This window comes from Sphingomonas gei (assembly GCF_004792685.1).
In the GTDB taxonomy this organism is placed as follows: Bacteria; Pseudomonadota; Alphaproteobacteria; order Sphingomonadales; family Sphingomonadaceae; genus Sphingomonas; species Sphingomonas gei.
Window position 1 is genome coordinate 122,537 of record NZ_SRXT01000002.1, and the last position, 24,579, is coordinate 147,115.

General features: G+C 66.5%; 26 protein-coding genes and 1 tRNA gene. 22 read left to right on the top strand and 5 right to left on the bottom strand.

Annotation, left to right across the window (positions count from 1 at the left end):
- Nucleotides 1–46 precede the first annotated feature (46 nt).
- The 14 genes from E5A73_RS04685 to E5A73_RS04750 all read left to right on the top strand — a co-directional run bounded on the left by E5A73_RS04685 (nucleotide 47) and on the right by E5A73_RS04750 (nucleotide 11,406).
- The gene (locus E5A73_RS04685) at nucleotides 47–1,105 is read left to right on the top strand and encodes a phage major capsid protein (protein WP_135962653.1); all 1,059 of its coding nucleotides are present in this window, start codon (nucleotides 47–49) and stop codon (nucleotides 1,103–1,105) included.
- A 164-nt stretch (nucleotides 1,106–1,269) separates the two neighbouring features.
- Entirely contained in the window at nucleotides 1,270–1,824 is a 555-nt protein-coding gene (locus E5A73_RS04690; RefSeq protein WP_135962654.1) for a head-tail connector protein, read from the top strand.
- Nucleotides 1,821–2,027, top strand: a complete 207-nt coding sequence (locus E5A73_RS04695) for a hypothetical protein (RefSeq protein WP_135962655.1) — start codon at nucleotides 1,821–1,823, stop codon at nucleotides 2,025–2,027. The genes E5A73_RS04690 and E5A73_RS04695 overlap by 4 nt, the downstream gene beginning before the upstream one ends.
- Nucleotides 2,024–2,425 (top strand): DUF3168 domain-containing protein, encoded by a 402-nt coding sequence (locus E5A73_RS04700; protein ID WP_168355808.1) that lies wholly within the window; start codon nucleotides 2,024–2,026, stop codon nucleotides 2,423–2,425. The genes E5A73_RS04695 and E5A73_RS04700 overlap by 4 nt, the downstream gene beginning before the upstream one ends.
- Before the next feature lie 11 nt (nucleotides 2,426–2,436).
- Complete coding sequence (locus E5A73_RS04705; RefSeq protein WP_135962657.1) at nucleotides 2,437–2,844, top strand: phage major tail protein, TP901-1 family; 408 nt, start codon at nucleotides 2,437–2,439, stop codon at nucleotides 2,842–2,844.
- On the top strand, nucleotides 2,841–3,149 hold the full coding sequence (locus tag E5A73_RS04710) for a gene transfer agent family protein (protein WP_135962658.1): 309 nt from the start codon (nucleotides 2,841–2,843) through the stop codon (nucleotides 3,147–3,149). Before E5A73_RS04705 ends, E5A73_RS04710 begins: the two co-directional genes overlap by 4 nt.
- Entirely contained in the window at nucleotides 3,146–3,337 is a 192-nt protein-coding gene (locus E5A73_RS04715) for a phage tail assembly chaperone (RefSeq protein WP_135962659.1), read from the top strand. The genes E5A73_RS04710 and E5A73_RS04715 overlap by 4 nt, the downstream gene beginning before the upstream one ends.
- On the top strand, nucleotides 3,330–3,893 hold the full coding sequence (locus tag E5A73_RS04720; RefSeq protein WP_135962660.1) for a tail tape measure protein: 564 nt from the start codon (nucleotides 3,330–3,332) through the stop codon (nucleotides 3,891–3,893). Before E5A73_RS04715 ends, E5A73_RS04720 begins: the two co-directional genes overlap by 8 nt.
- Before the next feature lie 161 nt (nucleotides 3,894–4,054).
- On the top strand, nucleotides 4,055–6,304 hold the full coding sequence (locus E5A73_RS04725) for a DUF2460 domain-containing protein (protein ID WP_135962661.1): 2,250 nt from the start codon (nucleotides 4,055–4,057) through the stop codon (nucleotides 6,302–6,304).
- On the top strand, nucleotides 6,301–7,107 hold the full coding sequence (locus E5A73_RS04730) for a DUF2163 domain-containing protein (protein ID WP_135962662.1): 807 nt from the start codon (nucleotides 6,301–6,303) through the stop codon (nucleotides 7,105–7,107). Before E5A73_RS04725 ends, E5A73_RS04730 begins: the two co-directional genes overlap by 4 nt.
- Nucleotides 7,104–7,499 (top strand): NlpC/P60 family protein, encoded by a 396-nt coding sequence (locus E5A73_RS04735; protein WP_135962663.1) that lies wholly within the window; start codon nucleotides 7,104–7,106, stop codon nucleotides 7,497–7,499. Before E5A73_RS04730 ends, E5A73_RS04735 begins: the two co-directional genes overlap by 4 nt.
- Before the next feature lies 1 nt (nucleotide 7,500).
- Complete coding sequence (locus tag E5A73_RS04740; protein ID WP_135962664.1) at nucleotides 7,501–9,666, top strand: phage tail protein; 2,166 nt, start codon at nucleotides 7,501–7,503, stop codon at nucleotides 9,664–9,666.
- Nucleotides 9,666–10,169, top strand: a complete 504-nt coding sequence (locus E5A73_RS04745) for a DUF2793 domain-containing protein (RefSeq protein ID WP_135962665.1) — start codon at nucleotides 9,666–9,668, stop codon at nucleotides 10,167–10,169. Before E5A73_RS04740 ends, E5A73_RS04745 begins: the two co-directional genes overlap by 1 nt.
- A gap of 109 nt (nucleotides 10,170–10,278) precedes the next feature.
- Complete coding sequence (locus tag E5A73_RS04750; RefSeq protein ID WP_135962666.1) at nucleotides 10,279–11,406, top strand: OmpA family protein; 1,128 nt, start codon at nucleotides 10,279–10,281, stop codon at nucleotides 11,404–11,406.
- Nucleotides 11,407–11,634: 228 nt separating this feature from the next.
- Here the strand turns inward: E5A73_RS04750 and ygfZ are convergent, their stop codons facing one another.
- A complete protein-coding gene (ygfZ, locus tag E5A73_RS04755) occupies nucleotides 11,635–12,372 on the bottom strand; it encodes a CAF17-like 4Fe-4S cluster assembly/insertion protein YgfZ (RefSeq protein ID WP_135962667.1) in 738 nt (245 codons plus the stop codon).
- A 44-nt stretch (nucleotides 12,373–12,416) separates the two neighbouring features.
- Between ygfZ and E5A73_RS04760 the strand changes: the two genes are divergently transcribed.
- A complete protein-coding gene (locus E5A73_RS04760) occupies nucleotides 12,417–13,742 on the top strand; it encodes a dihydroorotase (RefSeq protein WP_135962668.1) in 1,326 nt (441 codons plus the stop codon).
- A 72-nt stretch (nucleotides 13,743–13,814) separates the two neighbouring features.
- Nucleotides 13,815–14,591, top strand: a complete 777-nt coding sequence (locus E5A73_RS21700; RefSeq protein ID WP_240700029.1) for an energy transducer TonB — start codon at nucleotides 13,815–13,817, stop codon at nucleotides 14,589–14,591.
- Nucleotides 14,592–14,652: 61 nt separating this feature from the next.
- On the opposite strand, the gene E5A73_RS04770 is transcribed toward E5A73_RS21700, so the two are convergent.
- The 3 genes from E5A73_RS04770 to E5A73_RS04780 form a co-directional block, all read right to left on the bottom strand.
- Nucleotides 14,653–14,937 carry a DUF1294 domain-containing protein gene (locus E5A73_RS04770; protein ID WP_240700030.1) on the bottom strand — a complete coding sequence of 95 codons (285 nt, stop codon included), beginning with the start codon at nucleotides 14,935–14,937 and terminating at the stop codon, nucleotides 14,653–14,655.
- A gap of 18 nt (nucleotides 14,938–14,955) precedes the next feature.
- On the bottom strand, nucleotides 14,956–16,923 hold the full coding sequence (locus E5A73_RS04775) for a hybrid sensor histidine kinase/response regulator (RefSeq protein WP_135962669.1): 1,968 nt from the start codon (nucleotides 16,921–16,923) through the stop codon (nucleotides 14,956–14,958).
- Nucleotides 16,924–17,022: 99 nt separating this feature from the next.
- Nucleotides 17,023–17,754, bottom strand: coding sequence for a DUF1134 domain-containing protein (locus E5A73_RS04780; protein WP_240700031.1), 732 nt, complete (start codon nucleotides 17,752–17,754; stop codon nucleotides 17,023–17,025).
- Nucleotides 17,755–17,926: 172 nt separating this feature from the next.
- Between E5A73_RS04780 and E5A73_RS04785 the strand changes: the two genes are divergently transcribed.
- From E5A73_RS04785 to E5A73_RS04800, 4 genes are all read left to right on the top strand, one after another.
- Nucleotides 17,927–18,019, top strand: a tRNA-Ser gene (locus E5A73_RS04785).
- 174 nt (nucleotides 18,020–18,193) lie between these two features.
- The gene (locus tag E5A73_RS04790) at nucleotides 18,194–19,900 is read left to right on the top strand and encodes a site-specific integrase (protein WP_135962671.1); all 1,707 of its coding nucleotides are present in this window, start codon (nucleotides 18,194–18,196) and stop codon (nucleotides 19,898–19,900) included.
- On the top strand, nucleotides 19,897–20,856 hold the full coding sequence (locus tag E5A73_RS04795) for a hypothetical protein (RefSeq protein ID WP_135962672.1): 960 nt from the start codon (nucleotides 19,897–19,899) through the stop codon (nucleotides 20,854–20,856). Before E5A73_RS04790 ends, E5A73_RS04795 begins: the two co-directional genes overlap by 4 nt.
- Before the next feature lie 80 nt (nucleotides 20,857–20,936).
- Nucleotides 20,937–21,629: a recombinase family protein gene (locus E5A73_RS04800; protein WP_135962673.1), complete on the top strand. Its 693-nt coding sequence runs from the start codon at nucleotides 20,937–20,939 to the stop codon at nucleotides 21,627–21,629.
- Between the two features lie 313 nt (nucleotides 21,630–21,942).
- On the opposite strand, the gene E5A73_RS04805 is transcribed toward E5A73_RS04800, so the two are convergent.
- Nucleotides 21,943–22,275, bottom strand: coding sequence for a helix-turn-helix domain-containing protein (locus E5A73_RS04805; protein ID WP_135962674.1), 333 nt, complete (start codon nucleotides 22,273–22,275; stop codon nucleotides 21,943–21,945).
- Nucleotides 22,276–22,667: 392 nt separating this feature from the next.
- Between E5A73_RS04805 and E5A73_RS04810 the strand changes: the two genes are divergently transcribed.
- Nucleotides 22,668–23,210 (top strand): hypothetical protein, encoded by a 543-nt coding sequence (locus E5A73_RS04810; protein ID WP_135962675.1) that lies wholly within the window; start codon nucleotides 22,668–22,670, stop codon nucleotides 23,208–23,210.
- 200 nt (nucleotides 23,211–23,410) lie between these two features.
- Entirely contained in the window at nucleotides 23,411–24,511 is a 1,101-nt protein-coding gene (locus E5A73_RS04815; protein WP_168355809.1) for a hypothetical protein, read from the top strand.
- The last annotated feature ends 68 nt before the right edge of the window (nucleotides 24,512–24,579 follow it).

Genomic DNA, 24,579 nt, shown 5'->3' on the forward strand with positions numbered 1-24,579 from the left:
CCGGCGGAGGTCCCGCCGGGCTTTTTCGCGTGGACGGGAGACGGACATGGACGAAGTGACGACGGACGCGCTCGAGGCGAGCTTCGAGGCAGTGGAGAAAGCGGGACTGCCGCCGGTGCGGCCGATGCTGGCGGGCGGGCGGCCTTTGGGCAGCGCGGCGTTCGAGGGGTTCCTGCGCACCGGCGGCGGCGGGCTCGAGATGAAGGCGCTGTCGGGGGTCAGCGATGCCGCGGGCGGCTATGCCGTGCCCGAGGAAATCGACAGCCGGATCGATGCGACCTTGAAGGCGATTTCGCCGATCCGCAGCATCGCCAATGTCGTGAAGGTGGGATCGAGCGGCTATCGCAAGCTGGTGGCGAGCGGCGGCGTGGCTTCGGGCTGGGCAGCGGAGACCGCCGCGCGGCCCGAGACCGCGACGCCGGTGTTCAACGAAGTCGCGCCGCCGATGGGCGACCTTTATGCCAATCCGGCGGCGAGCCAGGCGATGCTCGACGATGCGGCGTTCGACGTCGAGCAGTGGCTGGCCGCCGAAGTCGCACGCGAATTCGCCGCGGCGGAAGGCAGCGCCTTTGTCAGCGGCAGCGGGGTCAATCGGCCCAAGGGGTTCCTGGCGGCCGCCAATTCGGCGCTGGGAGACGGCACGCGGCCGTTCGGGACGCTGCAATATCTCGCGAGCGGCGCCGCGGGGACCTTCGCGGCCAACCCCGAGGAGAAACTGATCGACCTGGTGCAGAGCCTGCGCGCGCCGTATCGGCAGGGCGCGAGCTGGGTGATGAACAGCGCGACTTTGGCCAAGATCCGCAAGTTCAAAACGGTCGACGGGGCGTTCCTGTGGCAGCCGAGCCTCGCCGCGAGCCAGCCGGCAACGTTACTCGGCTATCCGGTGGTCGAGGCCGAGGACATGCCCGACATTGCGGCGAACGCGCTGGCAGTCGCGTTCGGCAACTTCAGGGCGGGCTATCTGATCGCCGAGCGCGGCGAGACCCAAATTCTGCGCGATCCCTATAGCAACAAGCCGTTCGTGCATTTCTATGCGACCAAGCGCGTCGGCGGGATGGTGAGCAATTCCGAGGCGATCAAGCTGCTCAAGTTCGCGGTTTCCTAGGGGTGAAACTCCTCCCTCGCGCAAGCGGGGGAGGGGGACCGCCGCGAAGCGGTGGTGGAGGGGGCCTCGCCGCGAGCAGTTTGCTTGGGGTGAGGCCCCCTCCGTCGCCTTCGGCGCCACCTCCCCCGCTGCGCGAGGGAGGATTTTTAGACGAGGAGATTCCGATGCTTGCTCCGCCCTTTCCGGCGGCGGCGATCGCGGCTGCGCGCGATGCTGCCAGGGTTCATTTGCGGATCACGGGAAATGCCGAGGACGCGCTGCTCGACAGCCATGTCGCGACGGCCCTGGCCCTGTGCGAGGCGTTTACCGGGCAGGCGCTGATCGTCCGCGCCTGGCAGACGGTGCTGCCGGCGCATGCGGCGTGGCAGCGGCTGCCCGCGGCGCCGGTGGCGGCGATCGACAGCGTCGAGGGTCTGAGCATGTCGGGCACCGGCTTCGCGCTGCCCGCCGATGCCTATGGCGTGGACATCGACGCGGCCGGCGAAGGCTGGGTGCGGGGCAGCGCCGCGATCGCCGCCGGGCGGCTTCGGGTGGGATATTCGGCGGGACTGGCGGCGGAGTATGGCGGGCTTCCGGCGCCGCTGGCGCAGGGTGTGGTGCTGCTCGCCAGCCATTTGTTCGAGGCGCGCGCGAGCGGCGGTGCGCCGCCGGCGGCAGTCGCGGCGCTGTGGCGGCCGTGGCGGCGGGTGCGGCTCGAGGCCGTGCGGCGATCGGCATGAACGGACTGGAGGCGCGCGCCGAGGCGGCGGGCGAGCGCGCGGCGGCACGGGCGGCGCTGCGGCTGCGCGATGCCGCGCGCGGGGCTCTGCCCGGGCTTTCGGTCGAGGCCGAGGCGGGGCGCGTGGTGATTTCGGGACGCGGATTGTGGCGGCGCTGGCTGCGCGACGGCGCGCTGCGCTGGCCGGGAGGATGGCTGCGATGAGCGCGCATGTGAGATTGACCGAAGCGGTCGAGGCATTGCTGGGATCGCATTCCGGGCTGGGCGTCGTCGTCAACGGCGTGTTCGATTCGCCGCCGCAGCGCGCGGTGCGGCCATTCGCGGTGATCGAGGACGCGGTGCTGGTCGACTGGAGCACCAAGGACATGATCGGGCGCGAGGGCCGGCTGGCGGTGGCGCTGTTCGAGGCGGGCGAAGACCGCAAGCGGCTGCGCGCGCTCGCCGACCGGATCGCCGCGGCGATCCCCGAGCTGCCGCGCGAGTTGGGCGAGGGGTGGCGGATCGCCAGCCTGGCCTTCGTGCGCAGCCGGGTCTTTCGCGAGGGGCCGGGGCTGTGCGCGGCGATGGTCGAGTTCCGGGTGCGGATGCTGCAGGCGAATTGAGGAGAAAGAATATGGCGGCGGAGAAGGGTAGCGCGTTCCTGCTCAAGGTGGGGAATGGCGGGTCACCGGTGAGCTTCACCACGGTGGCGGGGCTGCGCACGACGCAGCTGAGCGTCAATGGCGAGGCGGTGGTGATCACGTCGAAGGATTCGGGCGGGTGGCGCGAATTGCTGTCGGGCGCCGGGGTGCGTTCGGTGAGCGTGTCGGGCGCCGGGGTGTTCACCGGATCGGCGGCGGAAGGGCGCGTCAAGGCCAATGCGCTGGCGGGGCTGATCGACGAGTATCGGCTGAGCTTCGAGAGCGGCGAGAGCATGACCGGGCGCTTCCTGGTGACTCGGCTCGATTATGCCGGGGATTTCAATGGCGAGCGGAGCTACACGCTGAGCCTCGAGAGTTCGGGGCCGGTGGTGTCGGCATGAGCGCCAACCCCGTGCGCGGCGAAGCGGAAGTGCGCATCGCCGGCGAGATCCTGGTGCTGCGGCCGAGCTTTGCGGCGCTGGTCGCGGCGGAGGGCGAGATCGGGCCGTTGTTCGCATTGGTCGAGCGCGCCGCCGAGGGGCGGCTGGGGCTGGCTGAGATGGTCGCCTTGTTCTGGCATTGCCTGCGCGAACGGCCCGAACGGCTGACGCGGGAGGCTTTTGCCGAGGGCGTGACGGCGCGCGGGCTGGCGGCGAACACGCCGGCGCTCAAGGCGCTGCTCGGGCAGATATTGGCGGGGCGGTGACGTTCGTTGATGCGGCCCTGCGCCTGGCAGGTGTGTCCGGGCTCGCGTTCGGCTGGACGCCGGACATTTTCTGGAATGCGACTCCGGCGGAGCTCGGCGCACTGGTGCAGGCGCTGGTCGGCGAGACGATGGCGCCGCCCGCGGCCTCCGACATCACGCGGCTCAAGGAGCTTTTTCCCGATGGATGAAGAGATCGAACGGATGATCGTCAGCGTGCGGGCGGACACGCGCGGCTTCGCCCGCGACGTGGCGGAGATGCGCGGGCAGATCGAGGGACCGCTGGAAGCCGGCGCCGACCGCGCCGGACGCGCGATCGAGGCGGCGCTGCTACGCGCGGTGCGGACCGGCAAGTTCGGGTTCGAGGATCTGCGCAAGATGGCGCTGTCGGTAATGGACGCAATCGCGGAGGCGGCGCTGCGCCAGGGACTGGCGGCGCTGGGCGGCGGCGGGTCGAACGGCGGGGGATTGCTGGGCGCGATAATCGGTGCGCTCGGCGGATCGCCCGCGCGCGCGACCGGCGGGCCCGTGAGCCCCGGGCGGCCTTATTGGGTCGGCGAGCGCGGGCCGGAGCTGTTCGTGCCGGCGAGCGCGGGCGCGGTGGCGGCGCCGGTGGCGGGCGCGGCGCGCGAGGTGCGGGTGGCGATCACGATCAATGCGGGTGCGGGCGAGGCGCCGCGGGCGCTGGCGCAATCGAGCCGGCAAGTGGCGCGCGCGGTGAAGGCGGCGCTGGCGGGAGTGGAATAGCAATACGGGCTCCCCTCCCTGCAAGGGAGGGGCAGGGGGTGGGTGCGCCGCGACAGCGGCGCCCGGCGGCAAGGTCGAAGACGAGGCATCGAGCCTCGCCTCCGACACCCACCCCCGACCCCTCCCTTGCAGGGAGGGGAGATCGAAGCCGGGGAGGGTATATGGCGCATTGGCTGGCATCCGGGCGGCGTGGGCAGATCGAAGGCGTGATTTCGCGCTTCGACCCTGTCTATTGGACCGTCAATTTCCCGCGGCCGATGATGGCGAGCGTGGTGACGATCGCGCCGGACGCGCTGCGCGTCGATGCGGTCTTCTATCGGCAGGATGATCTCGCGGGGCTGATCTGGGAGGCCGAGGATCGGCACGACCACCCGCTGCTGCGCTACGACACCGACCGCGACTTTCGCGGGTGCCGGCTGCGGTTTCGCTGGCGGTCGGCGGGGGTGCTGGCGCTCGACCAAGTGAGCGGGCCGGTGCTGACGATCGAGGGGCGCGACGCCGCAGGCAACCCGCGCGCCTGGTATGTGCGGTTGTGGAATTATGCCAGCGGCACGCCCGAGGATGCGCTGGTGTCGATCGACTTCGCCAGCGTCCAGGGCGGCTATCTGTTGCCGGGCGAGGCCGACCCGGTGTTCGCTGGCGATGTCGACCGGATGTTCGTGTCGCTGGTGCCGGACGGCTATTCGGGGGCCGACGCGGCGCTGGCGGGGCCGGTCGAGGCCTGGGTCGAGCTGAGCGACATCGCCTGCGACGGGCCGGGCTCGGTGCTGGCGATCGGCGATGTGGTGGTGCCCGAGCACGGGTTGCAGATCGCCAATGGCTATGACGATTGCTACCATCTGACGCCGGCGCGCGTGCTGCGCAACGCGCTCCAGCTCGGCTATCGCGGGAGCATCCTGCATTATGTCGGGATGAGCCATTATTTCCGGCTCGAGCCCAATTCGGGCGGCTATTATGTCGGCCTGGCCGGGGGCACGCTCAACGTGGCGTGCGCGGCGTGGCATGCGGATTTCGCGGTGCGGGCGAAGGCGCTCGGCTATGACGTGATCTGGTCTTTGTCGTACGAATTGCTCGACCGGCATTGCTGGAACGACTGGAAGCAGCGCGCCGCCGACGGATCGCCGGGGCTGACCGGCTGGAGCCCGCCTTCGGCCCTGCTGTCGCCGGCGCATGCGGGGGCGATGCAGTATCTGCGGGTGGTGGCGCTGGCATTCGTCGGGATCGCGCAAGGTGCCGGGTTGGCGGTCAAGTTCCAGATTGGCGAGCCGTGGTGGTGGGTGATGCCCGACGGGCGGCTGTGCATCCATGATGCCGCCGCGAAGGCCGAGCTCGACGATCCGCCGGAGCAGAATGTCCGCGGGGCAGTGGACACCGCGGTGCTCGACGCGGCGGGCGCGCTGCTCGCGGCGTCGACACTGGCGCTGCGCGACGTGGTCCGCTGGGCGCCGGGGGCGGAGGTGCTGCTGCTGGCCTATCTGCCGACGGTGCTCGACCGCGCGATGCCCGAGCTGAAGCGCGCCAATCTGCCGCTCGGCTGGGCGGCGCCGGCATTCGATGTGCTGCAGCTCGAGGATTATGACTGGGCGGCGGCGGGCAACGCCTCGGCCAGCGCGAAGGGCGTCGCGCTGGCCGAGGCGCGGCTCGGCTATCCGGCTGCGGCGCAGCATTATCTCGCGGGGTTCGTGCTCAATACGGCGGACAAGGCGCAGTGGCGGCCGATCGCGGCGGCGGCAGCGCGGGGACGCGCGCGGGGGGTCGCGGCGACCTTTATCTGGGCGCTGCCGCAGGTGCTGCGCGACGGCTTCGTGCATTTCGAGCAGGAGGATGAAGTGGACGCATTCGACGATGTGCTGTTCCCGCTCGCGCTGGGCCGCGAGGCGGAGGTGGCGCCCGAAGTGTCGACCGCGATCGTCACCAGCGCGGGCGGGCGCGAGAACCGCAATGCCGAATGGGCCGAGGCGCGGCTGCGCTACGATGTCGGGCCCGGGGTGCGATCGGAGAGCGACATCGCCGCGCTGCTCGGGTTCTTCCGGGCGCGGATGGGTCCGGCGCGCGGGTTCCGATTGCGGGATCCGTTCGATCATCACGGCGAGGGCGAAGTGCTCGGTACCGGCGACGGCGTCGAGGCGCGGTTTCAATTGGTCCGGCGCTATGGCGACGTCGTGCGGCGGATTACCCGGCCAGTGGGCGGCAGCGTGCGCGTTGCGGTGGATGGGCTCGCGACCGAGGCATTCGCGCTTGCTGGTGGGGTGGTGACGCTCGACGTGCCGCCGGCGGCGGGAGCGGTGGTGACCGCGAGCTTCGATTTCGACGTGCCCGTGCGCTTTGCCGAGGACCGGCTGAACGTGAGCCGCGCGACCTATCTGGCGGGGGCGGCGGCTTCGGTGCCGCTGGTCGAGGTGCGCGAATGAGCTGGCTCGATGGCGAACTCACCAGCCTGGCCTTGTGCTGGCGGATCGACCGGCGCGACGGCGTGACGATCGGAGTCACCGCGCATGACCGCGACCTGGAAATCGACGGGCTGGTCTATCGCGCGGCGCCGGGGATGACGCCGAGCGCGATCAGCCGCAGCGCGGGGCTCGACGCCGACAGCATGGACGTGACCGGCGCGCTGACCAGCGCGGCGATCGGCGAGGCGGATCTGCTGGCCGGGCGCTGGGACGGGGCGCGGGTGGCGTTGTTCATGACCGACTGGAGCGGGCCTGGCGAGAAGGTGCCGCTCGGCGAAGGCAGCATCGGCGCAGTCGAGACGCGCGGCGATGTGCTGACCGCCGAATTGCGCGGGCTGGCGGCGGCGCTCGAGCGGCCGGTGGTCGAGGAGACGTCGCCCGAATGCCGCGCGATGCTCGGCGATCGGCGCTGCCGGGTCGCGATGGCGGGGCGGCGGCGGTTCGCGCGGGTGACGGCGGCGAGCGAGGCGGTGCTGACACTGGATGCAGCGGAGCCGAGTGCCAATGCCTATGGCGGCGGGCGGCTGCGCTGGTTCGGCGGAGCGAATTCGGGGCTGGAGGATATGATTGCGCGCTCGGAAGGGGCGACGGTGACCTTGCGGCGCCCGCCGCGCTTTGGCGCTCTGGGTGCGTTGGTCGAGATCGAGCAGGGCTGCGACAAAAGGCTGGCGACCTGTGCGGCGCGGTTCGGCAACGCGGCGAATTTCCGCGGCGAACCGTATCTGCCGGGGATCGACCTGCTGACTCGCTACCCCGGCGCATGAGCCCCGGTGAGCGCACCGTGGCGGCGGCGCGGAGCGCGCTCGGCGTGCGGTTTCGGCTGCATGGGCGCGACACCGAGGGACTCGACTGTGTCGGGCTGGCGGCACTGGCGCTGCGCGCGGCGGGGGTCGGCGCCCCTGTGCCGAGTGGCTATGCGCTGCGTTCCGACAATGTCGCGCGGGTCGTCGCCATGATCGAAGCGGCGGGGCTGGTGGCGGTGACCGACGCGCGGGCCGGGGACTTGCTGTTGCTCCGCGCGGGGCCGGGCCAGCTGCATTTCGCGATCCAGACCGAGGATGGCGTGATCCATGCCGACGCGATGCTGCGGCGGGTGGTGGAGCGCAGCGCATTGCCCTGGCCGGTGCTCGGGCGCTGGCGGCCGGAAGGAGACTGAGATGGCGACGGTGATATTGACGGTCGCCGGCAGCCTAATCGGCGGGCCGGTGGGCGGCGCGATCGGCGCGATGATCGGCAACAGCATCGACCGCGAAGTGCTGTTCAGGCCCAAGGGGCGGGAGGGCCCGCGGCTGACCGAATTGCGCGTGCAGACTTCATCCTACGGCACGCAGATACCGAAGCTGTTCGGGACGATGCGCGTCGCCGGATCGGTGATCTGGGCGACCGACCTGATCGAGCATCGCAGCAAGCAGAGCGGTGGCAAGGGCCGGCCGAGCGTGACGAACTTCAGCTATACCGCGTCGTTCGCGGTGGCGCTGTCGATGCGGCGGATCCTGGGCGTCGGGCGCATCTGGGCGGACGGCAAATTGCTGCGCGGCGCGGCGGGCGACTTCAAGACGCGCTGCGGGTTCCGGCTGTATCTCGGCGGCGAGGATCAGCAGCCGGACCCGCTGATCGCCGCGGCCGAGGGGATCGCGATGACGCCGGCGCATCGCGGGCTCGCTTATGCGGTGTTCGAGGATCTCGAACTCGCCGATTTCGGCAATCGCATCCCCTCGCTGAGCTTCGAAGTGATCGCCGATGCCGATGCGCTGCCGGCCGGCAGGATCGCCGCCGAATTGAGTGCGGAGATGCTCATGGCGCCGGAAGCCACGGTCCTGCTCGCGGGCTTTGCTGCTTCGGGCGCGAGCGTGCGCGCCGCCGTGGAGACGCTGGCCGGGGCCGCGGGGGGCTGGTTCCGCGCCGAGGCGCGAGCGCTGACGCTGCTGAGCGGCGCCGGCGTGGCGCTGCCGCTGAGCGATGCGGCCGTCGGCGACGCGCAGGGCGGCCGGGGGCGGCGCGACATCGCGGCGGCCGAGGCGGCGCCGCGCACGCTGACGCTGGCTTATTATGAGCCGGCGCGCGACTATCAGGCCGGCGTCCAGCGCGCCGTCCGCCCCGGCGCCGGGATGCGCGAGGCGCGGATGGAATTGGCCGCGGCGATCGACGCGACCGGCGCCAGGGCGATGGCGGAGGCCGCGCTGATGCGGTTCGATCTGGAGCGCGAGCGACGCACGCTGGCGCTGCCCTGGCGCGCGCTGGGAACGCGGCCGGGCGAGCGCGTGACGATTGCCGGAGCGCCGGGGACATGGCGAGTCGATCGCTGGCGCCTGGAAAATATGGTCGTGTTGCTCGAATGCGTCGCGGTAGCCCCGGCAACCCCGGCGGGGGAAGCGAGCGGCGGGCGCGTGCTGCCGGCGCCGGACCTCGCGATCGGTGACACGGCCGTCCATGCCTTCGAGCTCCCGCCGCTGGGCGCGCTCGCCACCGTTCCGCAGCTGGCGATCGCGGCAGGCGGGACCGGGCCAGGCTGGCGGAATGCGGCTTTCCTGCTGAGCACCGAAGGCGAAAGCTGGGTGCCCGCCGGGGCTTCGGCAATGCCCGCGGTGCTCGGGCAGATCGTGACGCCGCCGGGGGGCGCGCCGGCGCATCTCGCCGACCGGATCCACACGATCCTGGTCGAGCTCGCAAACGGCGCGATGCTGTTGGACGACACCGACGATGCCGGGCTTGCCGCCGGCGGCAATTTGGCGATGGTGGGCGACGAGCTGCTCCAATTCGCGCAGGCCGTGCCGCTTGGCGGGCGCCGATGGGCGCTTCGTGGGCTGTGGCGGGGCCGTCGGGCAACCGAGCCGGGGATCGGCAGCCAAGTGGCGGGCGACCGGTTCGTGCTGCTCGACGCGGAGTCGCTGACCATGATCGACTTGCCGCTCCAAACGATCGGCGGCGTCGCGCGCGCGCTCGCACAGGGCGCGCGCGACGAGGAAGCCGCCGAAGCGCAGGCGCAAATCCGCGGCGTAGCGCTGGTGCCCCCGGCCCCGGTTCACTTGCGGGCCCGCCTTTTGCCTGACGGCACCACCGAGATTCGCTGGGTACGGCGCAGCAGGAATGGTTGGGACTGGATCGACGGCGTCGATGCGCCGCTCGGCGAAGAAACCGAGCGCTATCGGATCCTGCTTACGGATCCGGCCGGCGAAATCAGCACGATCGAGACGAGCGAATCGCGGATCGCGCTGAGCGCAGAAACACGGTTTGCGACCAGGGCGGTCGGCGTGCGCCAGATCGGCGCGCACGGGCTCTCGCCGTCGACGATTCTGGAATTGCCGGACCCGGGAGAAGCCTGATGACCGAAGAAACGACACCCCGCCTCGCATTGCCGCTGCTTCAGCCCGGCCAGGCGCAAAAGGAGATGACGCACAACGAAGCGCTGGCACTGCTCGATCTCGGCGTGCATGCTGCGGTGATCGACGCGAATGTCGACACGCCTCCAGCGAGCCCGGTGCCGGGCGCGTGCTGGCTCCTCGGCGCCGCCCCGGTCGATGCGTGGGCGGGGCATCCGCGGGCGTTGGCCGGATGGTCCACTTCCGGCTGGTATTTCTTCGAGCCGCACGAGGGAATGCAGGTATGGCTCGGGCCGGAGCGCGGAAACGGAGTGTTTTCGGGGGGCGTCTGGCGCCTCGGCGCGGTCCACGGAAAACTATTTGTCGAGGGAGATCAGGTGGTTGGACCAAGAGCCGCAGCCATCATGGAACCCTCGGGCGGCATGACGGTTGATGGCGAGGCACGGGCAGCGATTGTTTCGGTGCTGGAAGCGTTGCGCACGCATGGTTTGATCCAGGGAGGTTGAATCTGTGGCGCATATGCAACAGTCCCGGTTTTGTGTGCTTGCGCAGAAACCATCGTTTCGGTAGTGAGTTTGTCGCTGTCCGTAGTGACAACTTTGAAAGGGGATTAATATGCGGAAGCTTGCCGTAACTCTGGCACTTGCGACGACCGCGCTCAGCACGCCCGCACTTGCACGCGACGATGCGTGGTACGTGGGTATCGAGGGCGGCGCCATGCTGGTCGAAGATATCGATTGGGACGTTGGTGCAGCCATCGACAGCACGACTGTCGACCATCGCGCCGGCTATGACGTCGGCGGAACCGTCGGCTACGACCTCGGTGTCGTTCGCCTCGAAGCCGAAGTAGGCTATCGCAAGGCAAACGTGACCGGTCTTCGCTCGACGACGACGTTTCCTGTCGTGACTGGTGCGGGTGCCACGGTGCTCGCACCTGGTGGCACCTATGACTATGCTGCCGGCAGCACTTCGGCGCTCAGCTTCATGGTCAACGCGCTCTGGGACTTCGGCGATGATGACGGCGTCCAGGGCTTTGTCGGCCCCGGTCTCGGCGTTGCTCGCGTGAAGAGCCGTCTCGCGCTCAACACCAACGGCGCCGGTCTCGACGATTCGGACACGGTCGTTGCCTGGCAGGCGATTGCAGGCGTTCGCGCCCCGATCTCCGACAACATCGACGTGTCGCTCAAGTATCGCTTCTTCAACGCCCCGGGCGTCGAACTCGTCGATATCGCGGGCCGCAACGTGTATGGCCGTTTCCGGTCGCACAGCATCATGGGTGGCCTGGTGTTCAACTTCGGTGCGCCTGAAGAGCCGTTGCCTACTCCGGAGCCGACCCCGGCACCGACCTACACCCCGCCGCCCGAGCCGACTCCGGTCGCCCCGGTCGTCCAGTGCACCCCTGGACCGTACATCGTGTTCTTCGACTGGGATAAGTCGGACATCACGCCGGAGGCCGGGAGCATTCTCGACAACGCCATCAGCAACTACCAGAACTGCGGTAACTCGCAGGTCATGCTGGCGGGCCACGCCGACCGTTCGGGTTCGGCGAGCTACAATGTCGGTCTGTCGCAGCGTCGCGCTGACGCGGTTAAGTCCTATCTGTCTGGACGTGGTATCTCCGACGGTGTCATCTCGACTGAAGCGTTCGGTGAAAGCCGCCCGCGCGTCGAGACCGCCGATGGCGTCCGCGAACTGCAGAACCGTCGCGTGGAAATCATGTACGGGCCGGGTTCGGGTCAGTAATCCACGGTTCTTCGGAACAGGAATTGGGGAGGTCGGGAAACCGGCCTCCCTTTTTCTTTGTCTGCGCGCTTGAGAGACTCGCTGTGGCAACACGTCGATAACGAGTTTAGGGGCGAGCCGTTCGGGAGGCGATCTACGGGCTCAGCTCCCCTGCAAAAGCAGGGTCCCGGGCTCGGAGCACGGCTTGTGCCTCTGACCTCTGCTTTCGCAGGGGAACGATGACGCGACCTAGTCGGTGGTCGGCAGGAGTGCCTGCTGGAGCCAATCCGGCTGCAACGCGTCGCCCAGCGCCTCTATGCGACGCAGTTCCACCATCAGGCCCAGTTCGGGATAGACTGCGCGCGTCCGATCACCGGGCTCACCGAGCTGGGCGACGATGAGGCGCCGATTGACCTTGGCGCGATAATGCATGCGCGCGGTGTTTTCCTGGCCGATGTAACAGCCCTTGGTGAAGCTGACTCCGGCCAACTCTGCGGCATTGCATTCGAGCCAGAGCGTCTTGTCCTGCCCGAGTTCGGCGGCACCTTCGGTCACGCCCAACCTCAGGCGGTGCGCCACCCAGCCGCTCGCCGCAATCCCGGTCGGTGGCCCCAGCCAGCGCCGGCCGAGCGCCGCCAGACGCGGATCGGCGAGGCCCTCGTCTCCATCCAGACGCCAGTGGACGCCGCCTTCTAGCGGCTCGATCGCGATCGGGCGGCGGAGGCGGTAGAGCGTCAGGCGGCGGGCAAGCGCCTCGCGCTGCGCCTCTTCGCAATCGATCAGAATATTCTCACCGTCATCCCACAGGATGAAATCGAACAAGGCCTTGCCCTGCGCGGTCAGCAGCCCTGCCCATTGCGGCCTGGCAGCGGTGACGAGTGCCAGATCCTGCGTCACCAGCCCCTGGAGGAACCCGCGTACGTCTTCGCCGCTTATCCGCAGCAATGCGCGATCGGATAGCCATGTGCCGGGACTGGTTTCGCTCATGGCGAACAGGTAGGAGCCGGGGAGGCAAGACGGAAGAGGGCGATATGACGAGCGTCGATCTAAAGCTCAGAGGCGGGCGCGTGCATCTGCCCGGTGGACCTGCCGATGTGGACGTCGGCGTCAGCGCCGGGCGCATCGTCGCGATCGGCCAGGTCGGCGATGCCGGCGAGACGATCGACTGTACCGGGCTCGACGTGCTTCCCGGGGTGATCGACAGCCAGGTCCATTTCCGCGAGCCGGGGCTCGAATATAAGGAAGATCTCGAGAGCGGCAGCCGGTCGGCGGTGCTCGGCGGCGTGACCGCGGTGTTCGAGATGCCCAACACCAAGCCCAATACCGACAGCGCCGAGGCGATCGCCGACAAGCTCGCGCGCGCAAAGGATCGCATGTGGTGCGACCATGCCTTCTATGTCGGCGCGACTGCGACCAATGCGCCGCAATTGCGGGAGCTCGAGCGGCTGCCGGGCACGGCGGGAGTCAAGATCTTCATGGGCGCTTCGACCGGCGACTTGCTGGTCGCCGAGGATTCGGAGCTGGCGCGGGTGCTCGCCTCGGGCAAGCGCCGCGTCGCGATCCACGCCGAGGACGAGGCGCGGATGAACGCGCGGCTCGACGAACGCGTGACCGGCGACCCCGCCTCGCATCCGGTGTGGCGCGACGATGAAAGCGCATTGCTCGCGACGCAGCGGATCCTGCGACTGGCGCGCGAGGCGAAGCGGCGGATTCACGTGCTCCACGTCACGACGCCGGCCGAGCTCGAATTGCTCGGCCAGAACAAGGATATCGCGACCTGCGAAGTCACTCCGCAGCACCTGACGCTCGCCGGCGAGGACGCCTATCCGCGGCTCGGCACCTTTGCCCAGATGAACCCGCCGATCCGTTCCGGCGCGCATCGCGACGGGCTGTGGCACTGGCTGGGCCAGGGCGTTCCCGACGTGCTTGGATCGGACCACGCGCCGCATAGCCGCGAGGAAAAGGCCAAGGAATATCCGGCGAGCCCGAGCGGCATGCCGGGGGTGCAGACCTTGCTGCCGCTGATGCTCAACCATGTCGCCGAGGGGCGGCTGAGCCTGCAGCGACTGATCGACCTGACCAGCGCCGGCCCGCAGCGCATCTTCGGCATCGTCGGCAAGGGGCGCATCGTCACGGGTTATGACGCCGATTTCACCATCGTCGATCTCAAGGCGCGCTGGACGATCGAGGAAGAATGGCTCGCATCGCGCTGCGGCTGGTCCCCGTTCACCGGGATGACGCTGACCGGGAAGCCGGTCGGGACGATCGTGCGCGGCAATCGCGTGATGTGGGACGGCGCGCTCGCGAATGCGGCAATCGGGCAGCCGGTGCGGTTCGAGGCAGTCGAATTCGGCTGAGCCGTCGGGCCAGCACAGGTTAATGCTACTTATGCTATTGGGAAATCGCGTTTTCCGACCAATGGCGGTGACATGGGTTTTGTGCGATCGACGCGAGCGGAGCGAGCGAGAGCGGGGCTGGCTGCAGCCGCGCTGACCGCGGCGCTCGGCTATGCGCTAGTCGCGGGGCTGGCGCTCGGCAGAGGGGCGACGCCGGCAGCCGCGCTTCAGATCTTCGAAGTCGGGCCCGAGCCGCCGCCGCCGCCGCGCGAGAAGCTGCGGCCGCATCAAGTGCGCAGCAGCCGGCGTGAAGGCGCGGCGTCGCCGCCCAATCTGCGCTCCGAGCCGACCGAGATCGTCGCGCCGGCGCCGGTAATGCCGGTACCTTCGCCGGTAATCGCGGCGCCGATCGCAGGGGTGGGAAGCGATCCGTCCGCGGGCAGCGCCGACATAATCGGGCCCGGCACCGGCAGTGGCGGCGAAGGCAATGGGCGCGGCAGCGGCGGCGGGGGGGACGGCGACGGCGACGGCGGCACCGAGACCGCGCCGCGGCAGATCCGCGGCGACCTGCGCGACGCCGATTATCCGCCCGGCGCGGCCGAAGCGGGGATCGGCGGGACGGTGAGCGTGCGCTATTATGTCGAGACCGACGGCCATGTCAGCGATTGCGACGTGACCCGATCGAGCGGAAATGCCGAGCTCGACGCAGCCACTTGCGGATTCATCGTGCGACGCTTCCGCTTTCGTCCCGCGCGAGACGGCCGCGGCCGGCCGGTGCCTGCCGCGATCGTCGAGAACCATAGCTGGATGATCCATCAGGAGCCCGCCGAGGCGCCGCCGCCCAGACCCCGGCGGCGGTTCGGCTGGTGATGGCGGTCAGGTTGGCTTCACGCTGGGGAACTGCGCTGCTTCGACGCAAGGGGCATCGAACCTAGAGCGACAAGCCGATCGCCACGCCCATTTGCACCGTCGCGATCAGCATCAGCCAGGTCGAAAAGGGCTGCTTGCGGGTCTTGTGGCGGAAGAGGTGGCGCGCGGCGAAGGCACCCGGCGTGCCGCCGATGAGCGCGAGCGCGAGCAGGTCGGCTTCGGGAATCCGGCGCCTGCCGGCGATCGCGCGTTGCTTGTCGTCACGGAAGCCCAGCATCGTCCAGAGATTGACGAGCAGCAAAGCAGGGATCGCATAGACGAGCATGCGCGCAACTTGCCATGCCATGCCGTGCTTAGCGAAATGCTACCAGCGCCTGCGTTCGGGAAACTTGACCACTTCACCGCCCGGGCTGCTCGCGGCGACGGTGAATGCGACGCAGCGCAGCAACTGATCCTGGCGGAAGGGCTTCGCCAGCTTGGGCAGATCGGCAGCGGCGCCGGCGGGAAGCTCGGCATAGCCCGACACGAGCAGCACGGGGAGGCCCGGCCAGCCCGTCTGCGCAGCCTCGGCGAGCTGGGCGCCGTTCATTTCGGGCATCGCGAAATCGGTGACGAGCAGGTCGACGCGGTTCTCGCTCAGCAGCTTGAGCGCGGCCCGGCCCGAAGTGGCCTGGAGCACCCGATGCCCGCCCTCTTCGAGCATCGCCGCGGTATTGGTGAGCACGAGCGCGTCGTCGTCCACTGCCAGCACCACCAGTTGATGGCCGGGGATCGGCGCCTCCGCGGGACCGGCGTCCGCCTGCGCCTCGGTGGCCACTTCCTGCGAAACGGGAAGCCAGAGTTCGGCGGTGGTGCCCTTACCGGCGTGGCTGCGCAGCGTCAGCTTGCCACCGCATTGCTCGGCGAACCCCTGAACCATCGACAGTCCGAGGCCCGTACCCTTGCCGACGCCCTTGGTGGTGTAGAACGGCTCGGTCGCGCGGGCGAGCGTTTCGGGCGCCATGCCCTGGCCGGTGTCGGCGACCGACAGGCAGACATAGGCGCCCGGCTTCAATCCCGTTCCCGGAGCGACCTGCTCTTCGCGCGCGGCGATGACGATGCGCCCGCCATCGGGCATCGCGTCGCGGGCATTCACGGCAAGGTTGAGCAGGACGAGCTCGAGCTGCGCGGGATCGGCATGCACATGGTCGACCAGCAGCGGGAATTGCGTATCGATCCGCACGCCGCCACCGATCGTGCGCTGGAGCAGGTCCGCCATACCGCGGACCAGAGCGACCGGGTCGACGGTCTCGAGCTTGAGCTCCTGCTTGCGGGCGAAAGCGAGCATCCGCTGAGTGAGCGTCGCGCCGCGCTCGGCCGCCTTCATCGCGTTGTCGATGAAGCGCGAGATGTCGCCGCCATCGGCCATTTTCCGCCGTGCGAGGTCCAAGCTGCCGACGATCGCGGCGAGCAGATTGTTGAAATCGTGCGCGACGCCGCCAGTCAGCTTGCCGATCGCCTCCATCTTCTGCGACTGGTAAAAGGCTTCCTGCGCCTGTTCGAGCGCGAGCTGCGATTGCCGGCGTTCGGTCAAGTCGCGGGTGATCTTGGCGAAGCCGATCAGCGTGCCCGCGGGGTCGCGCACCGGATCGATCACGACATTGGCCCAGAAGCGCGTGCCGTCCTGGCGCACCCGCCAGCCCTCCGCTTCGAACCGGCCCGCATTGGTGGCAAGCTCGAGCGCGCGGCGGGGTAACCCCGCCGCGCGATCCTCGTCGGTGTAGAAGCGCGAGAAATGCTGGCCGATGATCTCGTCGGCGGCATAGCCCTTGAAGCGTTCGGCGCCGGCGTTCCAGCTGACGATGCGGCCATCGAGGTCGAGCATGTAGATCGCGTAATCGGTGACGCTCTGGACGAGCAGACGAAACCGTTCCTCGCTGCGCCGCAGCGCCTCGTCGGCGATGCGGCGTTCGGTCAAATCGCGGGTGACCTTGGCGAAGCCGATCAGCGTGCCGTCGGCCTCGCGGATCGGATCGATGACGACGCTCGCCCAGAAATGGGTGCCGTCCTTGCGGACGCGCCAGCCCTCGGCAACGAACCTGCCTTCGTCCTCCGCAGTGCGAAGCGCGCGCGCGGGCATGCCGGCGGCGCGATCCTCGTCGGTATAGAAGCGCGAGAAATGCGCGCCGAGGATCTCGTCCTGGGTATAGCCCTTGAAGCGCTGGGCGCCGGCATTCCAGCTCGCCACCTTCCCATCGATGTCGAGCATGTAGATGGCGTAATCGGTGACGCTCTGGACGAGCATCTCGAAGCGGTTCGCGCCGGTTTCACTGGAAGTGGCAATCGGGGTCATGGATGTCCCACGGGACTCATGCGCAGCCCGGCTCACGGCCCCAAACGGCGAAGTCGGAAATTTGTTCCTAAGGCGCGGAACGTCGAACGCTTTTCCGCGTCAGAAAGGCAGCCAGCGCTGCTTCTCGCTGAACTTCATATACCCGGCGTTCACTCCGAGCCGCCAGCCTACGCCGAGCCGGACCGGGATGAGCACCACGTCGCCGCGCCGCATATAGCTCGCCGAGAAGCCGCCGACGAAATAGACGCGGCCCTCGCCCGCGGGGAAGCGCTTGTAGAGCTCCTGGCTGTCGTAGAGATTATAGACCAGGACGAACACCTTGTTGGCGTCGCCGCCCAGATCGAAACCGATCGACGGCCCGGTCCAATAGACCTTCCGCTGGCCCTCGACCTTGTGGAACATCTCGCCCGAACCATAGCGCAAGCCGACGCCAATCGCGCCGCCAGCTTCGCGTCCGGCGATATATGCGTTGGGCTGGCCCTGATCCTTGAGAATGTTCTCGATGAGCCCGGCGAGCCCCGAAGCGCCTTTGCCGAACACGCCTTCGGCTGCGCCGATCAGATCGTCATGCTGATAGGTATTGGTGGCCTGTGCGCGTGCGCTGGCCGAATCGTTTGCCTCGGCGGGCGGTGGCGCCGGCTGGGGTTCGATGGCGCGGTCGTCGCGGGGAGCCTCCTGATAGGCGCCCTGATCGACTGGCTGCGGATCGTCTCGCGGCGGCGGCGGCGTCTGCAGGTCCGAATCGATCTGGCTGTTCGGGTCGATTGTAGTGATCTGAGCCGAGGCGGGGGCCGCGCCGAGCCCGAGCGCGGCAGTAGCCGCCCACAGCATCAAGGTCCGCATGCGCATTCGATAACCCCCGGAAATCCAGCTTCGCACGCTACGCGGGCACGGCTGACCCTGCAATGAACGGGCGATAAGCGGAATCGATTTCGCGTCGAGGCGGTTCTTCCGTTGATCGCGCAAAACTCCGTCGCTATAGGGCTCGACTTCGGGCCTTCCCGGAGACGTGGGTGAGTGGCTGAAACCAGCGGTTTGCTAAACCGCCGTAGGGGGATTACTCCTACCGAGGGTTCGAATCCCTCCGTCTCCGCCAGATTTCCAGCTTTTGCTGGATAATCAACGGCTTACGAATTTCGGGTTGTGAGCCATCGTTTCGTTGGTACACAAGCTGGTACACAAAGGTCGATAAGACCTCCCGTGCGACCGAGGGAACAGTTTCGGTTGAGCCGACCCAAGTTTGGTGGGGTCGTCACTTGGACGCGCCGCAATGAGCGGAAGCCGCGCCCAGCACCTGCAACGTCGATCGGGCATATTCCACCTGCGCATACGGGTGCCCGCCGACATTCAGACGCTGGTCGGGCTGACGGAGGTGCGGCGTTCGCTTCACACCTACGAACTCTCCCGAGCACGGATCTTGGCCGCAGTGTGCGCTGCGCGCGTGTTCGAGGTTTTCGCCATGGTAAGAGTGAAAGAGTTGTCGAAGGATCAGGTACGCGGTCTGATTTGCAGTTTGTTCGAAGTAATGAAGCGGGAGGTAGAAGGGGCAGCCGGCCACCGCCTCTCCGATTGGGAGCGCAATGAGCAGCTATACTGCTCGTCGGAGGTTTCCACCGCCGTGCTCACCCAGCGTATGATGGGGGTTTACGACCGCGAGGTGAAGTTAACTGCCACGCGGGCGCTTTCTCCATCGAAGCTGCGCATGTCCGATCTGGCGGAAACGACCCGTGATGATCTGATGGACGGTGCGGCTCGCGCACTGATCGAGAGGGAGCGGCTGTATCAGTTGCGGCTCTCCGACCGCATTGCGCCCTTCGTGCCGAACGATCCGATCTTTGCTGAACCGGCAGTGGCAGCGCCCCCGTCGGCAGTAGAAGTGCTTGGCCCGACGCTGGGCGAAGCTGTCGACACCTATCTCTCCACCAAGCAGCGTAGCTGGACCCACAAGACACATGTCATCCGGTGCCGCTATCTCGGCTACCTCCGTCAGCATTTCGGGGATGAACGGCTGCTTGCCTCGATCGTCGCGGCGGATGTTCGTGGCTACCGCGACGCCATCGCCCGCCTCCGCAAGAATAGCGGCAAGGCGGTTCGTCAGACGTTCGCGGAGAAGCAGACGACGAGCGCCACCCACAGGATCGGCGACAGCACGGTCGCCTTGATCTTCGTTCCGACGCAGGCCTTCTTCCGTTGGTGTCTGTCGGAGCAGGGGTATATTGAGAGCAACCCTGCCGAGAACATCCGCGTGCAAGTCGCCAAGCGGCCCAAAGGCAAGGTGTCTCGCCGTCCGTTCACGGCGGATGAATTGATTCAGCTTTTCACCGCCCCGGTCTTCACCGGATGCCTGTCCACGAAGCGTCGGTTCATGGCGGGCAGCGCGTTGATACGAGACGCCTATTACTGGGTGCCGATCCTTGGATACTACACGGGGGCGCGGCTCGGGGAGATCATTCAGCTTCACCTCGCCGACGTGGACGGTGTGGACGGCATCTCGTTTCTTAAGATCACGGAGGAAGGAGGCGAGGGCAACCAGCCGGACGCCAAGCATGTGAAGTCCGAGGCGGGGGTCCGCAGGATACCGCTGCATCCCGATCTCATCGCGATGGGGTTTCTGCAGTTCGTTGAGAAGCGCCGCCGGTTGCAGCGGAAGGGTGCAAAGCGCTTGTTCCCGGAAGTCAAGTTTGGGGCGGACGGGCAGGCGTCGACGGTTTTCAGCAAGTGGTTTGGCAGGCTGATGAGCAAGGCAGGACTGCACGACGCCGCCCTGGTTTTCCACAGTTTCCGCCACAATGCGGAGGACGCTTTTCGCGATGCCCTCCAGCCGCAATATGTGATCGACCGTATTATCGGCCACAGCGACGGCGCGACCAGCGCAATGTACGGCGAGGGGGCCTCGCTGGCGACCCTGAACGCGGCCGTGGAGGCCATGCATTTGAAGGTCCGGCTTCCTGTCAACGTGGGGAAGGTCGAGGCATGAAGGTCAACGCCTCTGAACAGGACATCTTCCGGGCGACCACGGGCCTCGCGATCCATGCATCGCTTGCGCGCACCCTGGCCTACTGCCTCTATTGGTGCCAGCACGCCACCCATTGGGATGGCGATGCACCTGCGATCTGGAAGACCGGCCCTGAACTTCGTGCCGAGCAGCGGATCGCCGCCAGAACCGCGAACCGGCATTTCAAGGAACTGGCTGCGCTCGGCTATTGGACGATCAGCTATCGACCTCGCCCCGGCACGATAGGCAAGGTCACGTGGCTGACGATGACTACGCGCGGGCTCGATCTCGTAGCTTTGGCACGGCAGCAAGCCGTTCTCAGGTCAGCCAAAAAGAGCAAGAAAGGAACACCCGACGGTACTAGTGAAAGCCAGCCGGATGCCGCAGTTCCTGTCGATCCGTCGTCGTACGATGTGACATCAAAGCAGGTTCACCACTCAGCGAAAACTACAAAAAACGGGAAAGGCTTCATTCTTCCCAGCGAAGCCGGGAAGAAGGGAATGAACGAAGCCTACCCTTCTGGATATTCGGGAAAAGATGGGAAAAAAGTACCAAAGGCGCCCGGCTATGTGAAAGCCTGCCCCGCCGATTATGCCTTTGCAGCCATCGTGCGGGAAGTTTGGACTTCTGCCACGCTTCAAGAATGGGACTGGTCGAGCAAGTTCACTTGGGAGAATATCGCCGAGATCAGGAGTAAGGCAGGCACGATCGGCGTCCCTGAAAGCGACATGGCTGACTTCGTGCATGCGTTAGTACAGAACTGGAGTTGGCTCCGTTGGTGCATGGCCCAGCGTTTCGTCGATCACCCATCAAACCTCCATGCCCCCAGTCCGATGGCACTGGCGCATGAATTCGATGTTCTCGGGAAGAAAATGCTGGATAGGATTGCGGAGATGAAAAATCCGCCAAAGAAGTCCAACTTAAACGACGATTGGTAAGGAGGCACTTTCCTCTTCCAAGGTGACGCCACAGGACTACCGTTTCACGGGTTATCCACCCCTAACTCGGGAAGCACCCTGTGGCAGTTAACTTCACGGCGTACCTGAGAGTGTCGACCGACCGCCAAGGAGCCTTCGGCCTCGGCATCGAAGCTCAGCGAAAGGCAGTTCAGCGGTATGTCGCCAGTGTGGGCGGCAATCTCATTGAAGAGCATGTCGAGGTTGAAACGGGACGCTCAGCAACCCGGCCGGTGCTGCTGCAGGCGATCGCTCAGTGTCGCCGGCAGCGAGCGGTTCTGCTGATCGCGCGCCTCGATCGCCTCGCACGGTCCGTCTCATTCATATCGTCGCTGATGGAGGGCGGGGTCGAATTCGTCGCGGTGGACAATCCCGCAGCGAACAAGGTCATGTTGCAAATGCTGGCCGTATTCGGAGAGTACGAGCGTGATCAGATCGCAACGCGCACGAAGGCGGCACTGGCCGCGGCGAAATCGCGCGGCGTCGTTCTCGGTGCGCACGGAAAGGTGCTCGCGGCGAACCACCGGGCGGCAGCTGAGCATTTTGCTGAAAGCCTGCGTCAGCCAGTCGAACGAGCCGTCGCGACAGGGGCGGCGACGCTTTCCGAGATCGCCAGATGTCTTAACGACGAGGGGCATCGAACCCGCGAAGGTTCGGCATTCTCTGCCGGGACCACGCAGAAAATCATGTTTCGCCTAGGCCTCCGAACAGCTGGGATGGCACTACCCGAAACCAGGGGGGGGCCGATGCTATGAGGACGGCAATTTTGGCTGTTTCGGGTGCCAAAGGGCCGAATTCTGTGGCTCTCGAAGAGAGGGCAATGATAGCTCTGTGGCTGGCGAGACGAACGAAAACCGGACCGCTTCGCGGAAGGTGAGACACAAGGGAGATCGCGCATATCCAGTAGGCCAAGCGCATCGTCTTGACATGCTCATTGGCTCTCGAGGAGATACGCATTGGTCAAAATCGACCCGCACCTTGCGTGCAGTTAACTTCACCGTCTCAGCTCACACTGGCGAGCTTAGGTGGCTAGGACCGCGAAGAAGGCGGAGATGGTGTCACAACGCCTCAACGGCGCCCTTTGAGGGCGGAGGTCAGCAATTCACTCACCCAGGCGAGGTCGCTATCCGACAATCCTGATAATCGCACGGTTAGCTCGATCAGCGGGCGGCGCATGTCGCGACCCGGTGCGGGATCAACAATGAACAATTCGGCCGGATCGACTTCCAGCGCTTCCGCCAGCTTTTCGATGGTGGGAAATCGGAGCCCCGTTCCGCCAGTCTCGATCCGAGATATCATGTCGGGGGACATCTCGATCATGTCGGCAAGGGCCTGCTGCGTAAGCCCCCGCCGCCGCCGGTGAAGGGCGACCAAATTTCCTACGCGTTTCCGAAGGTCCATCAGTAGCTCCCGCCACTGAGCCTACGAACGGCGTGCGGTCGGAAACCATGGCCGCGACCTGCGGAAATCTCGAATATCCGTAATACACTTGCGGAAGCCCGACTTTCGGATACGGTTTCGGCTCAAATCACGAAATGCAATCGGGGGTGATGATGAGCGACGGGGTGAAATCAACGGGGAACCGGGCTCGGCTTCGGTGGTGGGGGAAAGCGTATCTCGGGGGTGTTGCCGTATCAGCAGTCGTTTTCGGTGCAGCTCATATGCTATCCGCAAACGCGGACAGACCGGGTTTTATAGCTAAACCCGTCAACCCCTCGCTTGTGCCGTCTCAGCCTGCCTCTTCACCTTCGCCTCAGTTCCCCTTGCCCATTCAGGATGCCGCGTCCGCGTACGTGGAACGCGTCCAAAACTATTGGTTGCCGGAAGCCCGAGGGCTGCCTGACGCGGCACCCGTCGATGACAGCGCGTTCGGGAAGCTACTTACTCAGATCGACGGCTTGGCGACTAACATCGAAGACGGTTCAACTCTTGCGCTCTCGGCACAACAACAGAAGGCACAGGGCCAGCTGGTTGCGGCTCTCTCCGCGAAACAGAAAAGGCTTCTTCCGACAATGCGCCGCAAGTATGCCGACATGCTTGATGGAAAGCTGTTCCGGCGAGACATCAGGGTAGAGATGGTGGGCGGCGCGACGTTGCGGCTGACTGGTCCCATATTCGTCCGCAATGCAAACGTTGAAGATATGGAGGCCGAGCTAGAGCCGGTTCTTGCCAGATTGCGGTTTCGCGGGGTCGAGTATCGCTGGAGTTCGTACGTTGCAGAAGGTTTAAAATATGATCTCGCAGCCCCTGCGGATGGCGAGATCGCGCGGTGGACTGGAAACGGCTTCGCAAAGATGACGGGCTTTGAGCCGCTCGAGGGCAGTTCGCGACGCTGACCCAGATCCGGACCGCGCTGGAGCAACCCATTAACGTGATGGACTATCCGGAGGTCAACCTGAAGAGCTGGCGCCGGTATCGATGAAGTTAATTGCACGGCTCCAGCGTCGCGCTGCGCAATTAACTTCACCCAGCAGACCCTTGGGATATACTCGTGGTGGGGCAGAAGTCCTGAGGCCTCCTCATGAGGAGGTCTCAAATGTTGTTTTCAGAAAATGCCCCGTTCGAAAGCGCTTTGTCTGGTTTTGCGGAAGACATCCGAGCGCACCCAGTTCCCCAACCTGCTCCGCTTCCATGTGATCGTTGGATCGCTCGTAGCGTTCTCCAAAAGGCGATCCGGCGCGCCGAACCTGTGCTGGCTCAGCGAGCACTAGCCAATTTGTTCGATCATGATCGCCGCGCGACGTGGCGTGCGCTGGTAGTCATTGCCCTAGAAGACGTCGGAATAGCGAACACTGAGGTTCTGGCGCGGGTGGTCGCTGCCCAGCGTGCCCGGACATGGCGCGCAGGGGTGGGCGGTGACTGGGCCGTACTTGCGGAGTTAACCCGGCAAATGGCCGACAGCAATCACTGTCAGGCTGCGTGCGATTTGCTCCTGCGTGCAACGAACGACACGGCGCTCCAGCGGGCGCGAGCTGATGCCTTGGAGATGGATATCGGCAGTTTGATCGCAACAATGGCGGATAGTGCCCAGCCGATGGTCATGCGCGGCTTGTCCGCGCTGGCGGCTGGAGGAGGGCTAATCGAGGGGCACGTCGGCCGAGAGCCAGTAGCGATCTTCGAAACCTTAGCGGAGCTTTGTCATTTCTCCCCCCTTGTTACGATATGTCGAGATGCGTTGAGGATTAGCCGCAACCCGATGGCGCTCCTCTTTCCCCTGATCTTGCAGGAGCACGCGACGGCCGATGAACCCTCGATCGCCGACGATCCGATGCCACCGGTGCAGTTCATTTCACACATTCCCGGCTACGCCTTGGACCAGTTCACACGGCGGGGCAACGCCGTGTCCCGCGCGGTCCTCGCGGAGAGTGGTGAGCTAACTGATCTACTCACCGGAGCCGGGTTTCGAACTGGCGAGCACGCCTCGGCTGTAGGCGATCTGATCTTTCTCCGAGAAGGCGGAAACATTCGAAACCGAATGGTTTGGCCAGTCGGCGATCAACTGCGCCTGCCATACCGCTGGCTGCCCGCCGTACCCCGGCTGGGGTCCAACCTCGCTCAGGCCCTGCGGCTAATCGAAGCTCAGGGCAGCCAAATCGAAAACCTGCGTCACGGGCACCTAACAACCGGATCGCGCTGACTAGAACCACGGCGCATTTTGGGCCCAAGTTGGCGAGCGCGGATGTTCATCACGCAACCTCTCGGCAT

Coding starts and splice junctions, on each gene's coding strand:
- E5A73_RS04685 (WP_135962653.1), top strand. CDS start 47: ATGGACGAAGTGACGACGGACGCGCTCGAGGCGAGCTTCGAGGCAGTG.
- E5A73_RS04690 (WP_135962654.1), top strand. CDS start 1,270: ATGCTTGCTCCGCCCTTTCCGGCGGCGGCGATCGCGGCTGCGCGCGAT.
- E5A73_RS04695 (WP_135962655.1), top strand. CDS start 1,821: ATGAACGGACTGGAGGCGCGCGCCGAGGCGGCGGGCGAGCGCGCGGCG.
- E5A73_RS04700 (WP_168355808.1), top strand. CDS start 2,024: ATGAGCGCGCATGTGAGATTGACCGAAGCGGTCGAGGCATTGCTGGGA.
- E5A73_RS04705 (WP_135962657.1), top strand. CDS start 2,437: ATGGCGGCGGAGAAGGGTAGCGCGTTCCTGCTCAAGGTGGGGAATGGC.
- E5A73_RS04710 (WP_135962658.1), top strand. CDS start 2,841: ATGAGCGCCAACCCCGTGCGCGGCGAAGCGGAAGTGCGCATCGCCGGC.
- E5A73_RS04720 (WP_135962660.1), top strand. CDS start 3,330: ATGGATGAAGAGATCGAACGGATGATCGTCAGCGTGCGGGCGGACACG.
- E5A73_RS04725 (WP_135962661.1), top strand. CDS start 4,055: ATGGCGCATTGGCTGGCATCCGGGCGGCGTGGGCAGATCGAAGGCGTG.
- E5A73_RS04730 (WP_135962662.1), top strand. CDS start 6,301: ATGAGCTGGCTCGATGGCGAACTCACCAGCCTGGCCTTGTGCTGGCGG.
- E5A73_RS04735 (WP_135962663.1), top strand. CDS start 7,104: ATGAGCCCCGGTGAGCGCACCGTGGCGGCGGCGCGGAGCGCGCTCGGC.
- E5A73_RS04740 (WP_135962664.1), top strand. CDS start 7,501: ATGGCGACGGTGATATTGACGGTCGCCGGCAGCCTAATCGGCGGGCCG.
- E5A73_RS04745 (WP_135962665.1), top strand. CDS start 9,666: ATGACCGAAGAAACGACACCCCGCCTCGCATTGCCGCTGCTTCAGCCC.
- E5A73_RS04750 (WP_135962666.1), top strand. CDS start 10,279: ATGCGGAAGCTTGCCGTAACTCTGGCACTTGCGACGACCGCGCTCAGC.
- ygfZ (WP_135962667.1), bottom strand. CDS start 12,372: ATGAGCGAAACCAGTCCCGGCACATGGCTATCCGATCGCGCATTGCTG.
- E5A73_RS04760 (WP_135962668.1), top strand. CDS start 12,417: ATGACGAGCGTCGATCTAAAGCTCAGAGGCGGGCGCGTGCATCTGCCC.
- E5A73_RS21700 (WP_240700029.1), top strand. CDS start 13,815: ATGGGTTTTGTGCGATCGACGCGAGCGGAGCGAGCGAGAGCGGGGCTG.
- E5A73_RS04770 (WP_240700030.1), bottom strand. CDS start 14,937: ATGGCATGGCAAGTTGCGCGCATGCTCGTCTATGCGATCCCTGCTTTG.
- E5A73_RS04775 (WP_135962669.1), bottom strand. CDS start 16,923: ATGACCCCGATTGCCACTTCCAGTGAAACCGGCGCGAACCGCTTCGAG.
- E5A73_RS04780 (WP_240700031.1), bottom strand. CDS start 17,754: ATGCTGTGGGCGGCTACTGCCGCGCTCGGGCTCGGCGCGGCCCCCGCC.
- E5A73_RS04790 (WP_135962671.1), top strand. CDS start 18,194: ATGAGCGGAAGCCGCGCCCAGCACCTGCAACGTCGATCGGGCATATTC.
- E5A73_RS04795 (WP_135962672.1), top strand. CDS start 19,897: ATGAAGGTCAACGCCTCTGAACAGGACATCTTCCGGGCGACCACGGGC.
- E5A73_RS04805 (WP_135962674.1), bottom strand. CDS start 22,275: ATGGACCTTCGGAAACGCGTAGGAAATTTGGTCGCCCTTCACCGGCGG.
- E5A73_RS04815 (WP_168355809.1), top strand. CDS start 23,411: ATGTTGTTTTCAGAAAATGCCCCGTTCGAAAGCGCTTTGTCTGGTTTT.